Annotated in this window: 12 protein-coding genes, 1 tRNA gene and 1 pseudogene; 5 read left to right on the forward strand and 9 right to left on the reverse strand. The window is 66.7% G+C overall.

The window, feature by feature from the left end; genetic code table 11:
- The first annotated feature begins 194 nt into the window (after positions 1-194).
- The 4 genes from ACFJGT_RS25925 to ACFJGT_RS25940 all read left to right on the forward strand — a co-directional run bounded on the left by ACFJGT_RS25925 (position 195) and on the right by ACFJGT_RS25940 (position 2,490).
- Entirely contained in the window at positions 195-593 is a 399-nt protein-coding gene (locus tag ACFJGT_RS25925; RefSeq protein ID WP_377844358.1) for a TIGR02300 family protein, read from the forward strand.
- Between the two features lie 166 nt (positions 594-759).
- Positions 760-835, forward strand: a tRNA-Ala gene (locus tag ACFJGT_RS25930).
- A gap of 330 nt (positions 836-1,165) precedes the next feature.
- Complete coding sequence (locus tag ACFJGT_RS25935; RefSeq protein ID WP_377844361.1) at positions 1,166-1,447, forward strand: hypothetical protein; 282 nt, start codon at positions 1,166-1,168, stop codon at positions 1,445-1,447.
- Positions 1,444-2,490: a pyridoxal-phosphate dependent enzyme gene (locus ACFJGT_RS25940; protein ID WP_377844362.1), complete on the forward strand. Its 1,047-nt coding sequence runs from the start codon at positions 1,444-1,446 to the stop codon at positions 2,488-2,490. Before ACFJGT_RS25935 ends, ACFJGT_RS25940 begins: the two co-directional genes overlap by 4 nt.
- Before the next feature lie 21 nt (positions 2,491-2,511).
- On the opposite strand, the gene ACFJGT_RS25945 is transcribed toward ACFJGT_RS25940, so the two are convergent.
- The 9 genes and pseudogenes from ACFJGT_RS25945 to ACFJGT_RS25985 form a co-directional block, all read right to left on the reverse strand.
- The gene (locus ACFJGT_RS25945; RefSeq protein WP_377844364.1) at positions 2,512-3,657 is read right to left on the reverse strand and encodes a Gfo/Idh/MocA family protein; all 1,146 of its coding nucleotides are present in this window, start codon (positions 3,655-3,657) and stop codon (positions 2,512-2,514) included.
- 122 nt (positions 3,658-3,779) lie between these two features.
- A complete protein-coding gene (gene rocF, locus ACFJGT_RS25950) occupies positions 3,780-4,760 on the reverse strand; it encodes an arginase (RefSeq protein ID WP_377844366.1) in 981 nt (326 codons plus the stop codon).
- Positions 4,761-4,867: 107 nt separating this feature from the next.
- A complete protein-coding gene (gene efeO, locus ACFJGT_RS25955; protein ID WP_377844369.1) occupies positions 4,868-5,692 on the reverse strand; it encodes an iron uptake system protein EfeO in 825 nt (274 codons plus the stop codon).
- Between the two features lies 1 nt (position 5,693).
- Positions 5,694-7,028 (reverse strand): iron uptake transporter deferrochelatase/peroxidase subunit, encoded by a 1,335-nt coding sequence (gene efeB / locus ACFJGT_RS25960; protein ID WP_377844372.1) that lies wholly within the window; start codon positions 7,026-7,028, stop codon positions 5,694-5,696.
- The gene (locus ACFJGT_RS25965) at positions 7,025-8,089 is read right to left on the reverse strand and encodes a cupredoxin domain-containing protein (RefSeq protein WP_377849074.1); all 1,065 of its coding nucleotides are present in this window, start codon (positions 8,087-8,089) and stop codon (positions 7,025-7,027) included. Before ACFJGT_RS25965 ends, efeB begins: the two co-directional genes overlap by 4 nt.
- Positions 8,066-8,857: pseudogene (gene efeU, locus ACFJGT_RS25970) on the reverse strand (iron uptake transporter permease EfeU); the annotation flags it as partial. The gene ACFJGT_RS25965 and the pseudogene efeU, both read right to left, overlap by 24 nt.
- A gap of 276 nt (positions 8,858-9,133) precedes the next feature.
- Positions 9,134-10,507 carry an aldehyde dehydrogenase family protein gene (locus ACFJGT_RS25975; protein ID WP_377844374.1) on the reverse strand — a complete coding sequence of 458 codons (1,374 nt, stop codon included), beginning with the start codon at positions 10,505-10,507 and terminating at the stop codon, positions 9,134-9,136.
- A 155-nt stretch (positions 10,508-10,662) separates the two neighbouring features.
- Entirely contained in the window at positions 10,663-12,318 is a 1,656-nt protein-coding gene (locus ACFJGT_RS25980) for an acetolactate synthase large subunit (protein WP_377844377.1), read from the reverse strand.
- Between the two features lie 143 nt (positions 12,319-12,461).
- Positions 12,462-13,250, reverse strand: coding sequence for a class II glutamine amidotransferase (locus ACFJGT_RS25985; RefSeq protein WP_377844380.1), 789 nt, complete (start codon positions 13,248-13,250; stop codon positions 12,462-12,464).
- Between the two features lie 286 nt (positions 13,251-13,536).
- Between ACFJGT_RS25985 and ACFJGT_RS25990 the strand changes: the two genes are divergently transcribed.
- Positions 13,537-14,136 (forward strand): TRAP transporter small permease subunit, encoded by a 600-nt coding sequence (locus ACFJGT_RS25990; RefSeq protein ID WP_377844382.1) that lies wholly within the window; start codon positions 13,537-13,539, stop codon positions 14,134-14,136.
- Positions 14,137-14,251 lie beyond the last annotated feature (115 nt).

A 14,251-nucleotide genomic window follows, 5' to 3' on the forward strand; every position in this document is an offset into this window, starting at 1 on the left:
GCCGAAAAGGAATGCGCGCAAGGCCGTAGCATGCTCGCGCGCGGCGCGCCAAGGCGAGGTGCGGCGGCGCGCTGAAACGCCGCTTCGGGCGTCCGGCTTTGCGGCCCTGCGCAAATCAACATTTGACAGCGCCGCCTACCCCGACTAACGGACGCGCCTGCTTTTCAAAACATGATAGTTGAAGGTCCGACGCAGTGGCGAAACCGGAACTCGGAACGAAGCGCGTTTGCCCGGTCACGGGCCGCAAATTCTATGACCTCGACAAGGACCCGATCGTCTCGCCCTATACGGGCCAGGCTTATCCGCGGGCGATGTTCGAGCCGCAGGCGAAAGCGGTCGTGCCGCCGAAGCCGGAGCCCGATGAGGAGGACGAGACCGAGGCCGCCGACAGCGCCGTCGAACTCGTCTCGCTCGACGAGGCCGATGCCGAGGCGTCCGAGAAGGAGGCCGTCGTCACCAGCGAGGACGATATCGAGGTCGAGGATGTCGGCGGCGATGACGAGGACGACACCTTCCTGGAGGAGGATGAGGAAGGCGACGACGACGTATCCGACCTGATCGATGGCGACATCGAGGGTGACGAGGACAACTGATCTTCAAGCCCAGAAAAAAGATGACGACAAAGCGACATTAGGCGCTTGTGTCTTCCGCCCGAGCCGCCTATAGAGCGCTTCGTCGCCGACAGGGCGGCCCGGACGGAACCGCCGAGGCGGTCCAATATCCGGTTGGTGATCGGTCCCCAAGCCGATCATCGCGAGTGGGGCCATAGCTCAGTTGGGAGAGCGCTTGAATGGCATTCAAGAGGTCGGCGGTTCGATTCCGCCTGGCTCCACCAAATTTCTTCCGTGAACACTGATCCGGCTGGCATTGAGGTTCGGCACTCCGAACCGCCCCGACATTGTGCACGGGTCCAGGCGGACTGAAACGTGATGGCATGGTCGTTCGTCGCACCTCACGTGATTCGCTCGGGCTTTGCCGGATCCCCCGAATCGGCCGCGATCGAAGGCACGGAGCTGGGCGAGCGAGCCCTTGCGGGCTGCATCATCCGGGCCGACATCGCCCCTTGCTCCGCCGACCGCCGCGAATCATCCGGCAGCTTGCTCGGGAGCAAGAGAAGCGCATCAGCGTGAGTGACGATTTGCACGCTCCGTAGAAGGAAGCAGGAATGGCCAAGCGCACGAAATCCAAAGCGCTCGATACCGAGTTCACCATGTTCGATGTCATCTACGAAGACGGATCGAGAACCTCCAATCGGCGCGTTCTGACGGCGTTGCTCGGCGGGCTCGACGGCGATGAGCCCGCTCGGGAGGCGATCATGGAGCAGGATCGTGTTATCTCGGAGAAGTCGGGCAAGCCGCCCTTGGCGATTGCGACGCTGGCACGGGCATCCAAGTCGGCGGTCGAGCCGGATCAGCGCAAGGACGATCGGAAGAAGCGGTCGGCGTGAAGCCGGCCTTGCTGGCCGGTGCGACCGGGGGCGGTGAGCTGATGTCGGGTTTGCAGAGCATCCTGCGCGAGCCGCGCCACGATCTGGTCAAGTCGCCGACGCCGCTGCAGCGGCTCTCCGGCTTCGAGCGGACGCTCGGGCGGCCTGGCCTCTTCATCAAGCGTGACGACCTGATGGAGATCGGGCTCGGCGGCAACAAGCTGCGCAGCCTCGAATTCTGGCTGGGCGCCGCGCTCCGGGAGCGGGCCGACATCGTCCTCGTCGCCGGCGGGGCGACGTCCAATCTCTGCCGTCTGACGGCCGCAGCCGCCTCGATGGCGGGGCTCGACTGCCTGATCATCCACAATGCCGAGGACAGCCCTACGAATCGCGAGCGCTCCTTCCTGAACCGGCTGTTCGGCGCGGAAACCCGCTTCATCGGTCCGGTCGGCGAGGAGGAGCGCGGAGCGGCGATGAAGGCCGCCGCCGCGGAGCTGACGCGGCAGGGGCGCACGCCCTATATCGTCGGCGACGCCGTTCTGGGCGCGTTCGGCTACGTGCTGGCCGCCCACGAACTGTACGAGCAGTCGCAGCGCGAAGCGGCGCCGCTCCGCCATGTCTTCCTGGCCGGCTCGATGGGGCCGACGGAGGCAGGCTTCATCTTCGGCAATGCCATGCTCGGGCACCCCTTCCAGATCCATCTCGTCAGTGTCGAATACGAGCATGCCGAGCTGGAGGCGCGCATCCGCCGGATCTATGACGGCATCGGCCGGCGAATAGGCCTGGCGGTCGGCGGGCTCGATCAGGCACCGCTGCACTATCACATGGCTCATCTCGGCGGCGGCTGGGGTGTGCCCACGCCTGCCTCGGAAGCCGCGATCGTCGCCTTCGCCCGGACCGAAGGCATCCTGGTCGAGCATGTCTATACGGCGAAGACCTGTGCCGGTTTCCTCGATCTGGTCGCGAACGGCACCATTCCGTCGGACGAGCCGGCCTGCCTCATCCATACCGGCGGGACGGCCTCGCTGTTCGCGCAGCGCGAGCAGTTCCGAACAGTGAGCTGAGAGAACCGGCTTCGGCGGCCGTCAGAAGCTCGAGCGCGGCCGATAGGGCTGGGTTAGGTCGCGGGCATTGTTGAGGGCCAGTGCGAGTTCGGTGATATGCAGGGCGAGCGCGCCCGAAAAGCGCGGCACCTCTCCGCGTCGGATCGCTTCGGCCTGATCCGCGACGCCCCGCATGAAATCGATCTGCGAGGGGTACCCGGGCAGGGCCTTGCTCGTCGGTGCTGCCGGATAGGCCAGCTTACGTCCCGGAGCGGGCTTCCAGGGCAGCGTGCGCCCGAGCTTCGCTTCCGCCCGCGTCAGGATGCGCCCGAGCAGCGGCCGGGGCGCATCGGTCTCCTCGACATGGACCACGGAACGGTTGTCCCAGAGGTCGCGCACCGTCAGCGAGCCCTTCTCGGCGAAGACCTGTAGCGAGCGATCGCGCGGCGCGGCGAGTCCGTTGGTCAGCCTTGCAACCACGCCCGAGCGAAATGTCAGGCAGCCCACGGAGAAATCCGGCGCCATCGTGATCCGTTCGGTGCCCGGGCCTTTGCTAGGGAAGGTTACGGCCGAGAAGGCGGTCAGGCTCTCGACCGGCCCGAACAGCGTGACCAGCCAGGACAGCGCGTAGCCGGCATGTTCCAGCGTGCAGCCGATCTCGAATTCGTGGAGCCCCGGCCAGGGCGCGCCCGAGCGCGAGCGCCAGCTTGCCCATTTGTCGCGGAAGACGGGGCCGTCCTCCATCGCCGCATAGACCAATCGCGGCATCCCGATCCGGCCGGAATGCAGGGCATCCTCGACCAGGCGATGGGCGTCGCTGAGACCGTTGGCGGGCGCGGTCGCGAGGGTCAGTCCGACGGCTTCAGCCTGCCTGAGCAGCGCTTCCGCCTGTGCCATCTCCATCGCCAGCGGCTTCTCGCAATAGACATGCTTGCCGGCGGCGAGCGCGCGGCTGGTGATCTCGTAATGGCTTTCCGGCGTCGTCAGATTGACGACGATCTGGACGGAGGGGTCAGCCAGCAGGGTGTTGAGATCGGGATAGGCGGAGACCTTGTGGAAGGCGCGGAAGGCTTCCAGCCGCGCGGCATCGCGATCCCAGACGCCGGTGAGCGACAGGTTCGGATGGTTGGCCAGCGTCGTCATGTAGTAGTCGGCGACGAAACCCGTGCCGACGAGCGCGATCTTCATGAATGGCTGACCCGGCTCATCATCCGCGTCATTCCGGGCAAGCGAAGCGAGACCGGGAATGACACATTCCAGTCGGGTCTATCGCACCGAAGAATGAAGATCGGCTTTCGCGAGAGCGCGACTTAAGCCGCGCCGATCGCGTTGGACGGCGTCTGGCGATCGGTGATCTGCTGGCCGAACAGGCTGCCGGCGAGCTCCACCGCGAGACGGGCGGTCTGGCCGCGATCGTCGAGGAAGGGGTTGAGCTCGACGATATCCATCGAGCGGACCAGCCCGGAATCGTGCAGGAGCTCCATCACCAGATGCGCCTCGCGATAGGTCGCGCCGCCCGGCACGGTGGTGCCGACGCCCGGCGCCAGCGGTGGGTCGAGGAAATCGACGTCGAAGGAGACATGCAGCACGCCGTTCGCGGCGCGCACCTTCTCGATCACTTGGCGGATCAGCACGCCGACGCCGTGCTCGTCGATGGCGCGCATGTCGGCGATGTCGACGCCCCGCGCCTTCACGGCGGCTTTCTCCAGCGGATCGATCGAGCGGATGCCGAACAGGCTGAGCTGCTCATAGGCGATCGAGGCGCGCGGTTCCGAGCCGAGCAGCTCGTCGAGCCCGGCCTCGCCGCAGAGAAAGGCCGAGGACATGCCGTGCATGTTTCCGGAAGGCGAGATCGCCGGCATGTTGAAATCGGCATGGGCGTCGAGCCAGAGCACGAAGAGCTTGCGGCCCTGCTCCTGCCAGTGACGCGCGACGCCGTTGACCGAGCCCATCGACAGGCTGTGGTCGCCGCCGAGGAAGATCGGCGTGTCGCCGGAGCGTGCGAGCTCATAGGCGCGGGCGCTGAGCGCGCGCATCCAGGCGGCGATCTCGTTGTAGAAACGGGCATTGGCCGGGGCCGGGCCGTCGACCGGCGTCAGGTCGCGCGGCAGGATGTCGCCATGGTCGCTGACCGCATAGCCGAGGCTTTCCAGCACGCCGACGAGACCCGCCGTGCGCAGGCCGGCCGGGCCCATCAGCGCGCCGCGGCGCGAGGCGCCGACCTCGATGGGTGCGCCGAGCAAGGCGATGCGGCCCTGAGAGGCGGGAGCGTTGGCGGAGGAAGCGGTCATGCTGGCGATCCGTTCAAGGGATTTCGATGGGCGTCATGCGCCGATGCGCCGTCCATGGCGCATCGGCTACCCCCTGTCGAGTGGCGCGCCGACGTAACCGGTTGATGTCAGCCGAGGCCGAGCACGCCGCGCAGCTTGGAGAGATCCTCCGCCAGCGTCGTGATCATCGCGGCCAGCGCCTTGCGGTCGGCCTCGCTCAGCTTGTCATAGGTCTCGAAGCCGCCATCCCCGAGCTTGTACTTGGCCAGCGTCTTGTCGACGGTCTCGAAATTGGCGTCGATCTTCCCGGCCAGCGCCTTGTCTTCCTTGACGACGAGCGGGCGCAGCAGGTCGACGATCTTTTTCGCGCCGTCGACATTGGCCTGGAAGTCCCAGAGGTCGGTATGGCTGTAGCGGTCCTCCTCGCCGGAGATCTTGGTCGCCGCGACCTCCTCGATCAGCGCGGCGGCGCCGCCAACCATCTTGTCCGGCGGAACCGTCAAGCCCTTGATGCGGCTCTGCAATTCGGTGACGTCGGCGAGCAGCCCGTCGGCGAAGGGGCTAAGCCCCTCGGTGCTGTTCCTGGCAAAAAGCCCGTATTCGATGCGGTGGAAGCCGGTGAACTCGGGATCGGCTTCCTTCTTCTCATGGTCGTCGGCGCGGGAATCGATCTTGCCGTCGAGATCGCTGAACAATTCCGCGACCGGCTCGATCTTCTCGTAGGAGACGCGGGTCGGCGCGTAGAGCGCCCTGGCCTTGGCGAGATCGCCGGCCTTGACCGCATCGGTGAAGATCTTGGTGTCCTTCACCAGTTGGTCGACGCCTTGGGAGACATAGAGCTTGTACTCGGCGACCGGAGCCACGAGGTCGAGCGGCGAGGCGGCCAGCGCCGATCCGGCGGTCATCACGGCGATCAGGCTGGCACCGGCCAGCCCTGCGAAACGCAAGCGCATATCAATCTCCTGTCTTGCGGGGGGAAGTTTGGGTCGAGGCGGATGCGATGCCGCGCGCAGCCCGGATCAGGCCGGCGCCGAGATGGCTCCCGGCATCGGGCACGCCGGGCAGGGCGAAGAAATAGCCGCCGCCGACGGGCTTGATGTATTCCTCCAGCGGTTCGCCATCGAGCCGCTTCTGCACGGCGATGAAGCTGCGCTCGAGATCCTGCTGGAAGCAGATGAAGAGCAGCCCCATGTCGAGCTGCCCGGCGCGGGTGACGCCGTTGGAATAGTTGAAGGGCCGGCGCAGCATGCGGCTGGCTTCCGTCTCCGGCCGGCGCGGATTGGCGAGCCGGATATGCGCGTCGAGCCTGGTGCGCTTGCCCTCGGAATCATCGGCATAGACGGGCTCGTCATATTCTTGGCTGCCGCCGAAGGGCGCGCCGCTCGCCTTCTCGCGGCCCATGATCGCTTCCTGCTCGCCAAGCGGCGTGCGGTCCCAGCGCTCGACGAAATTCCGGATGATCCTGACGACCTGATAGCTGCCGTTCACGGCCCAGTCCGGCTCACTGGGGCCGGGTTGCACCCAGACGAGATGATCCATCAGCGCCTTGTTCGCCGCATCGGGATTGGCGGTGCCGTCGCGGAAGCCGAGCAGGTTGCGGGCGCTCTCCGCCGGTTCGCCCGGTCTGGCATCGGTCGATTTGGACTGGCGTACCGGTACCGTACCTTCCTGCTTCCAGCGCAGCAGCAGGAGATCGGGCGCGTTTTTCAGGATATCGCGCAGCGCATGGATATTGGTATCGGCGGTATTGGCGCAGAATTGCAGCAGCAGGTCGCCATGGCAGAGCGCGCCGTCGAGCGCATCGTTGCGGAAGCGCTTCATCCGCTGCAGGTGCTTCGGCTTGAGCGGGCCGAGGCCGAAACGCTCGTCGAAAAGCGAGGCGCCGAGCGCAACGGTGACGGTCAGGTTGTCGGGCGCGATGACGGGGCCGAGGATTCCGCTATCGGGGGGCGGGAAGCCCGGATCGGCGGTCGGGGCCGGCCCGCCCCGCATCAGGAAGGCGATGCGCTCGCTGAGCAGGCGGAAGAGCCGTTCGAGTTCGTCGAGCGAGGTCGCGGTGACGTCGAAGGCGGCGACAAGGCCGGTGGCTGGGCGCGGCGTGACGATGCCGGCTTGATGGAGGCCATGAAGGGGCTGGCGCTGGGCGGTCGCGTCGCTTTCCGGCGCCGCTGCCGGGTTCTGGACCGGTTCGCTCGCCGCCTGGGCCAACGAGGCGCCGCCGAGAACTGCCGCGCCGCCGCTGAGCAGCGAGCGCCGCGAGGGCGAGAAGGGTTGGCCCGGCTTGGTCATGACTTGCGCTCCGCTTCAGGCAAAGCGAGCGCCTTGCGCATGGCCGCGAGGTCTTCGGCCAGCGCTCGCAGGGCACCGCCCGGCTTGGCATCGTCAGGCAGGGCCACGAGATCGGTCCGGACACGTCCCGCCAGCGCGGGATCGACGCGCGCGGTCAAGGGCAGCAGCAGCTTTGCGATATCGCGCGCGGCGGCGATGTCCTCGGGCGAGGCGGTCTCGCCGTCGGGTGACGACAGGAGGTTGATCGCACCGGCCAGCATCGTATCCGGCAGGGTGGTGCGCCGGGCGAGCGCGCTGCGGAAGGCCTCGGCGGCCGGTTTGATCCCCGATACGGCATTGGCCGCATGGTCGGCGAGAGCCGCCTGCAGCTTGCCGAAAAGGGCGTCGAGCTCGGCATCATCAGCCGTGGCCGGATGCAAGGCGTGCAGCAGCGCGACGGCTTCACGACGAGCGATGTCGGAGGTCTGCGCGTCGCCGTCGCTCTGGGCCTGTTCGAGAGTGTCGAGGGCTTTGCCGAGTGCGGCCGAACGCTCGCTGAGCACGGCGCGGTATTCGGCGGCAGGACCGACCATGTCCATCAGCGTCATGGCCGGGCGCGGTTGCGTCGTCGAGGCTTGCACGATCAGGCGGCCGCGTGGGGCGCTCAGCAAGCCGCAGGTGATGGCGTATTCGCCGGGATGGAGCTGCGTCGTCAGCCGCCGCGATTGGCCGGGCGCGATATTCTCGCGCTCCTCCAGCACCATCACACCGTCGAGGATTTCCCATTCCAGCACGCGTTCGCCGCGATTGGTCACGACGAAGCTGGCCTTGCCGGCGGGGATCGTCAGCGATGCCGGCTGGCAGGTCCGGTCGGTGATCGCGATGACGATATCGCTCGTGCCGGCCTCGGCGCCGCGTCGGGCGCCGGTGCCTGCCGCATAGACGAAGGCGCCGATGCCGCCACAGGCCAGCAGCAAGGTGCCGATGCCCGCCAGCTTGAGACGCGGCGAACGACGCGTTTCGGGACGGGGCGCCGCTACAGCTTGCTCTTGCCGGCCGCCGGCAAGGAACAGGGCGAGCATCGGGACGAGGAAGGCGAGATAGGCAATGACCTCGCCCAGCGCCGCGCGCTCCTGATAACCGAAGAAACCGGAGAGGATCGCGCCGAGCGCGCCGTCGGCCGGCAGCACTGTGCCGAGATCGTAGACGCCCTGCTGGAGGTGGTTCCAGAGCCCGGCTTCGTGCAGCGAGCGCACGGCATTGGCTACCAGCCCGGCCGCGACGAACAGGATCAGGATGCCGGTCCAGCGGAAGAAGCTGCGCAGGTTGAGCTTCACGCCGAGCGCATAGATGGCGTAGCCGATGACGGCCGCCAAGCCGATGCCAAGACCCGCGCCGATGGCCGGAGCCCAGCCGCTGTTCTGCTGGAAGATCGCGAGCAGGAAGAAGACCGATTCCAGCCCCTCGCGCACCACGGCGAGGAAGGCGAGCCCGACCAGCGCGAGGCCCTGGTGCGTGCCGGAAAGCGCGGCATCGACGCCGGCTTGCAACTCGCCCTTGATCGAGCGCGCCGCCTTGCGCATCCAGAAAACCATCGAGGTGAGCATCGCCGCCGCGATCAGGCCGATCACGGCTTCGAACAATTCCTGCCCGCGCTGGGGCAATTCACCGACGATGATGTCGAGCGCCGCGCCCGCGGCGAGGCTGACCGCGCAGGCGAGGCCGACGCCGATCCAGAGCGCCGGCAGCCATTCGCGCCGCCCGCTCCTGACCAGATAGCTCGCGACGATGCCGACGATCAGCGCGGCCTCGATGCCTTCGCGGAGCATGATGAGAAACGGTACGATCACGGCGAACCCGGCCCGGTTGCACGTCGCGATCAGGCTATTCGCGGCGCAGACAGCCAGTGCCTAGGCAGACGCGGCGCAAGGGTCAACCGAATCCGTATTGTTTAGAATGATCGTAAAGTATCAAGCCGAGGCCGGATACTTACGAAAACATGGCTGAATTGCGCATTCCGTCATGATCGCCCTTGTGGCGATCATCCACGTCTTGGCCGCCCTATCGCTTGAACAAAGACGTGGATGGTCGGGACGAGCCCGGTCATGACGAAAAGACCAAGGGCTTCAACGCCGCTTCAGCAGGATCATCTTCTCCTGGGTCATGTCGTGCATCGTGTAGGGGATGCCGCCGGTGCCGTAGCCGGAGACGCGCCGGCCGGCGAAGGGCATCCAGTCGGTGCGGAAGGTCGTGGGGTCGTTGACCATCACGGCTGAGGCATCGAGCCGGTTCGCCGCCCGCATCGCCACGTCGATATCCTGCGCGAATATGCTGGCCTGGAAGGCGACGGGAAGCGAATTCGCCCGCGCGATCGCGTCGTCGAGCTTGCTGTAGCGATAGATCGCGACGACCGGGCCGAACACCTCCTCGCTGGAGATGCGCGCTTGCGGATCGGGATCGATCAGCACCGTCGGCTCCAGCGTCGTCTCCGACAGGCGCTTCCCGCCGGTGGCGAGGCGGGCGCCGCCCTTGATCGCCTCGTCGATCCAGGAGGCGACGCGGTCGGCCTCCTTCGGGACGATCAGCGGGCCGACTTCGGTGTCCTTCAGCGTGGGATCGCCGGTGCGCAGCTTCTTCACCCGCGCCACGAGTCGCTCGGTGAAGTCGTTGACGATGGCGTCATGGACATAGATCCGCTGCGTCGACACGCAGACCTGGCCGGCATGGTAGTAGCCGCCCTTCACGATCGGTTCGATGATCCCTTCGAGATCGGCGCTCTTGTCGACGATCGCGGGCGCGACGCCGCCATGCTCCAGCGCCGAGCGGGCGCCATGGGCGAGCTTCGAATGCAGGTGCCAGCCGACCTTGGCCGAACCGATGAAACTGAGGAACGCGATGCGCGGATCGGTGGCGAACTTCTCCGCCAGCGCCGTCTCCAGCGGGACGAAGGTCTGGCACCAGGCCTCGGGCAACCCGGCCTCATGCACCAGCTTGACGAAGTCGATGCAGGAGAGCGGCGTCGTGCCGGCCGGCTTGACGATGACCGGGCAGCCGACCGCGATCGCCGGCGCGACCTGATGCACGATCAGGTTGAGCGGGTGGTTGAAGGCGGAGATCGCCGCGACGATGCCGATCGGCTCCTTGGTGGTGAAGGCCCAGCGATCGGCGGCGGCCGCCGACAGTCCCATCGGGATCTCGCGGCCGGCGAAGTTCCTGAGTTCCTCGGCGGCATTGTAGACGCCGTCGACGGCCCGGTTCGCCTCGACGATCGCGTCCGGCAGCGGCTTGCCGCCCTCGCGCGCGATCTGCATGGCGAAATGGTCGCGCCTTGCTTCGAGGAGCCCCGCGAGCTTGCGCAGGATCGCGATGCGCTGATGCGGCTTCAGCCAGTTGTCGCGGTCCCTGAAGACGGCCTGCGCCGCCTGCAGCTTGCGTTCGAGCGCGGCCTCGTCATCGGTCTCGATCTCGGTGATCGGGGCGCGGTCGTAGGCCTGAAACAACCCTGAGCATGGTCTTTCTCCTCGGAATGGCGCGGGTCATCCCGGACGCAGCGAAGCGGAGATCCGGGATCCATGCCTGAGCCTTCATCGGGAGCGCTCCGGCATGGATCCCGGGTCAAGCCCGGGATGACCCGCGGAGAGCGATGAAGCGTGACTTAAGCCAGATCGACGTCCGGCACCTTGTTCTTGAGTTCCTCGACGAGGACGCGGGTGTTCTCGGAATAGTCGATCGGGCAATCGACGAGATGGACGCCGCCGCCCTTGAATGCGGCTTCCAGCGTCGGCACCAGCGCCTCGGCCGAGGTCACGCGCGAGCCCTTGGCGCCATAGGCCTCGGCATAGCGCACGAAATCGGGATTGCCGAAAGTCATGCCGTAATCCGGGAACTTGTCGACCGCCTGCTTCCAGCGGATCATGCCATAGGCGCCGTCGTTGAGGACGAGCACGACGAGATTGAGCCCGAGCCGGACCGCCGTCTCCATCTCCTGCGAGTTCATCATGAAGCCGCCATCGCCGCAGACGGCCATGACGCGCCGTTCGGGATGCAGCATCGCCGCCATCATCGCGGAAGGCAGCCCTGCGCCCATCGTCGCCAGCGCATTGTCGAGCAGCAGCGTATTGGCGACATGGGTGCGGTAGTTCCGCGCGAACCAGATCTTGTACATGCCGTTGTCGAGGCAGACCATGCCGTCCTCCGGCATCACCGCGCGCACGTCATGGACGAGCCGCTGCGGCGTCACCGGGAAGCGGTCCTCCTCGGCGCGGGCATTGATCTTCGCCAAGATCTTCTGGCGCAGCTCCAACGTCTGCTTCTGCTCGGGCAGCTTGCCCTCCAGCCGGTCGGCGAGGCCCGTCATGGTGACGCCGATATCGCCGATCACCTCGGCATCGGGGTGGTAGACCTGTTCGACATTGGCCGACTGGAAGCCGAGATGGATCACCTTCGGCCCGCCGGCTTGGCGCATCAGGAAGGGCGGCTTCTCGATCGTGTCGTGGCCGACCGCGATGATCAGGTCGGCGGCGGCGACGGCCTCATGAACATAGTCGCCCTCGGAGAGCGCGGCGGTGCCGAGATAGAGGTTGGAGCCACCGGTGACGGCGCCCTTGCCCATCTGCGTGTTGAAGAAGGGCAGGCCGATACGGCGCACGGCGGCCGAGAGCGGCTCGACCAGCCGCGGCCGGTTGCCGGCGGCGCCGATCATCACCAGCGGGCGCTTGGCGGCGAGGATCATCCGGGCAGCGTGGTCCAGCGGGGCAGGCGGCGCGATCGGACGGTCGAGCGAATGAACCGGGATCATCGGGATATCCTCGACCTCCTCGGCCGCGACATCCTCGGGCAGTTCGAGATGGACGGGTCCCGGCCGCTCCTCCATCGCGACGCGGAAGGCGTCGCGCACCACGGAAGGGATGCTGCCGGGGCTGACGATCTGGCGCGTCATCTTGGTCAGCGGGCGCATCGAGGCGACGACATCGACGATCTGAAAGCGCGCCTGCTTGGCGCTCATGATCGGCTTCTGCCCGGTGAGCAGGATCATCGGCATCCCGCCGAGATGGGCATAGGCCGCCCCGGTCGAGAAATTCAGCGCGCCGGGGCCGAGCGTCGCGATGCAGACGCCGGGGCGGCCGGTCAGGCGCCCATGCGTCGCGGCCATGAAGGCGGCGGCCTGCTCGTGCCGGGTCAGCACCAGCTCGATCTTCGATTTGCGCAGGGATTCGACGACGTCGAGATTTTCCTCGCCGGGAACGCCGAAGACGCGATCGACGCCCTCGTTCTCCAGTGCCTCGACCAGAAGATCGGAACCCTTCTTCATCGCCCATGCCTTTCGCGGAGAGAGCCTTGCTGAATGGCAAGGCTAGGCTCTCGACGTAGGAACGCAACCGGGCGCGTGTCAGGGCGCGCGGCGCATGGCAGTCCTGCCCGGCCGCGGCTTGAAGCGAAGGGGCCGAGGTCGGCTCAAGCCGCCTGTTTCAGCGCGATCTCGAAGGGTGAGAAGGTGACCGCGCCGCCCTGCACCGTGACCAGCGTGTTGCAGGGCAGCGCCTGCCAGCATTCGCGCGCCGCATCGACCGGCTCGGAGGCGATGACGACGCTGTCCGGCCGCTCGCAGACATAGAGGCTCGGCGGCTTCGCGTCCGAGGACCAGCGGATGGCGTGGATGCTGTCGCCATCGGCCAGCGCCGCCGCGCAGCGCAGCGGCTCGCGGATGCCGGCCTGCTGCATCAGGGACAGCGCGTCGGAGAGCGCCGCCGCCAGCGCATCGCCCGGCGCCATTCCTTCCGCCAGATGGGACAGCGCGAGCAAGAACAGCGCCTCGGAGTCGGTCGTGCCGGCGCGGACGCCGTAGAGCGCATCAGGGATCAGCGCTTCCAGCCGCCGGCGGATTGTGCCGTAACCGCCGATCTGGCCGTTATGCATGAAGAGATAGCGGCCATGGACGAAGGGGTGGCAGTTCGCCCGCGTCGTCGCGGTGCCGGTCGCGGCGCGGACATGGGCGAAGAACAGGTGCGAGCGCACCTGCCGCGCGATCGAGAGCAGGTTCTCGTCGGACCATGCGGGCCTGACCTCGCGATACTGGCCGGGCTCGGGCCGCTCGCCATACCAGCCGACGCCGAAGCCGTCGCCATTGGTGCCGGTCTTGGCCTCCTCGGCATGGAGCGACTGGTGGATCAGCGAATGGCACGGCGAGGCGACGAAGTCCTCAAGGAAGACGGGAACGCCGGAATAGGCGAGGAAGCGGCACATCGGCGCCTCGAATCGACGGTGGGAAGCGGGCCGGAGAATATTGTTCTCCGAAGATGAACGCGAACATAACGATTCTTCGCCGCACCGGCGAGCCAAGGCGCAAGGCCGCAATTTTCTGCCGCAAAAACAGGCAGTCGTATCCCTTCGCCTTTGGTCCAATGGATAAGGCCCGCACCGTCTTGCGTGGCGCACATCCCTCCTATACCGATCCAGCTCATAAACTGCGCATAAACACGAACCGGCTGCACATATCCGGTCCATGGCGCCTCTCGACGGGAGCGGGAATGTGAAGGGTCTCCTCGGCATCAGCCGCGTCATCGACGCGGTCAACGGCCAGATCGGCAAGAAGGTTGCCTGGCTGATCCTCGCGGCGGTGATCGTCGCGACGGTCAACGCCATCATCCGCAAGGTCTTCAACGTCTCGTCGAATGCCTGGCTCGAACTGCAATGGATGCTGTTCGGCGCGGTCTTCCTGATGTGCGCGTCATGGACGATGCAGGTGAAGGAGCACATCCGCATCGACATCGTGAACGCGATGCTGCCGAAGCGTGTTCGCCAGTGGATCGAGCTCGTCGGCCACGTGCTCTTCCTGATGCCGTTCTGCCTGCTGATCGTCTATCATTCCTGGCCGTTCTTCATGCGCTCCTACGCGATCAACGAGCAATCGCTTTCGGCCGGCGGCCTGCCGCAATGGCCAGCCAAGGGCCTCGTCGTCATCGGCTTCGTGATGCTCACCTTCCAGGGCATCTCCGAGATCATCAAGACGATCGCGATCATGCGCGGCGATCTTGAGGATCAGGAAGCGGCGCTCGGCCATGCCGCGGCGGCCGAGGCCGAAGCCCAGCGCCTGCTCGACCAAGCCAAGGAACAGGGCCTCGCCTCGTGAGCGGCCCGCAAGAAGTCCGGAACCGTCCCATGCACGCTCATCGCCTTCCGCGCGTCGCCGGCCTGCTGCTCGCGCTCACGCTCCTCGCCTTCTTCGGCCTCCATACCGGCGACGC

Source organism: Allobosea sp. UC22_33 (assembly GCF_042700715.1).
Classification (GTDB): Bacteria; Pseudomonadota; Alphaproteobacteria; order Rhizobiales; family Beijerinckiaceae; genus Allobosea.

Coding starts and splice junctions, on each gene's coding strand:
- ACFJGT_RS25935 (WP_377844361.1), top strand. CDS start 1,166: ATGGCCAAGCGCACGAAATCCAAAGCGCTCGATACCGAGTTCACCATG.
- efeB (WP_377844372.1), bottom strand. CDS start 7,028: ATGACCAAGCCGGGCCAACCCTTCTCGCCCTCGCGGCGCTCGCTGCTC.
- ACFJGT_RS25945 (WP_377844364.1), bottom strand. CDS start 3,657: ATGAAGATCGCGCTCGTCGGCACGGGTTTCGTCGCCGACTACTACATG.
- rocF (WP_377844366.1), bottom strand. CDS start 4,760: ATGACCGCTTCCTCCGCCAACGCTCCCGCCTCTCAGGGCCGCATCGCC.
- ACFJGT_RS25965 (WP_377849074.1), bottom strand. CDS start 8,089: ATGCTCGCCCTGTTCCTTGCCGGCGGCCGGCAAGAGCAAGCTGTAGCG.
- ACFJGT_RS25985 (WP_377844380.1), bottom strand. CDS start 13,250: ATGTGCCGCTTCCTCGCCTATTCCGGCGTTCCCGTCTTCCTTGAGGAC.
- efeO (WP_377844369.1), bottom strand. CDS start 5,692: ATGCGCTTGCGTTTCGCAGGGCTGGCCGGTGCCAGCCTGATCGCCGTG.
- ACFJGT_RS25980 (WP_377844377.1), bottom strand. CDS start 12,318: ATGAAGAAGGGTTCCGATCTTCTGGTCGAGGCACTGGAGAACGAGGGC.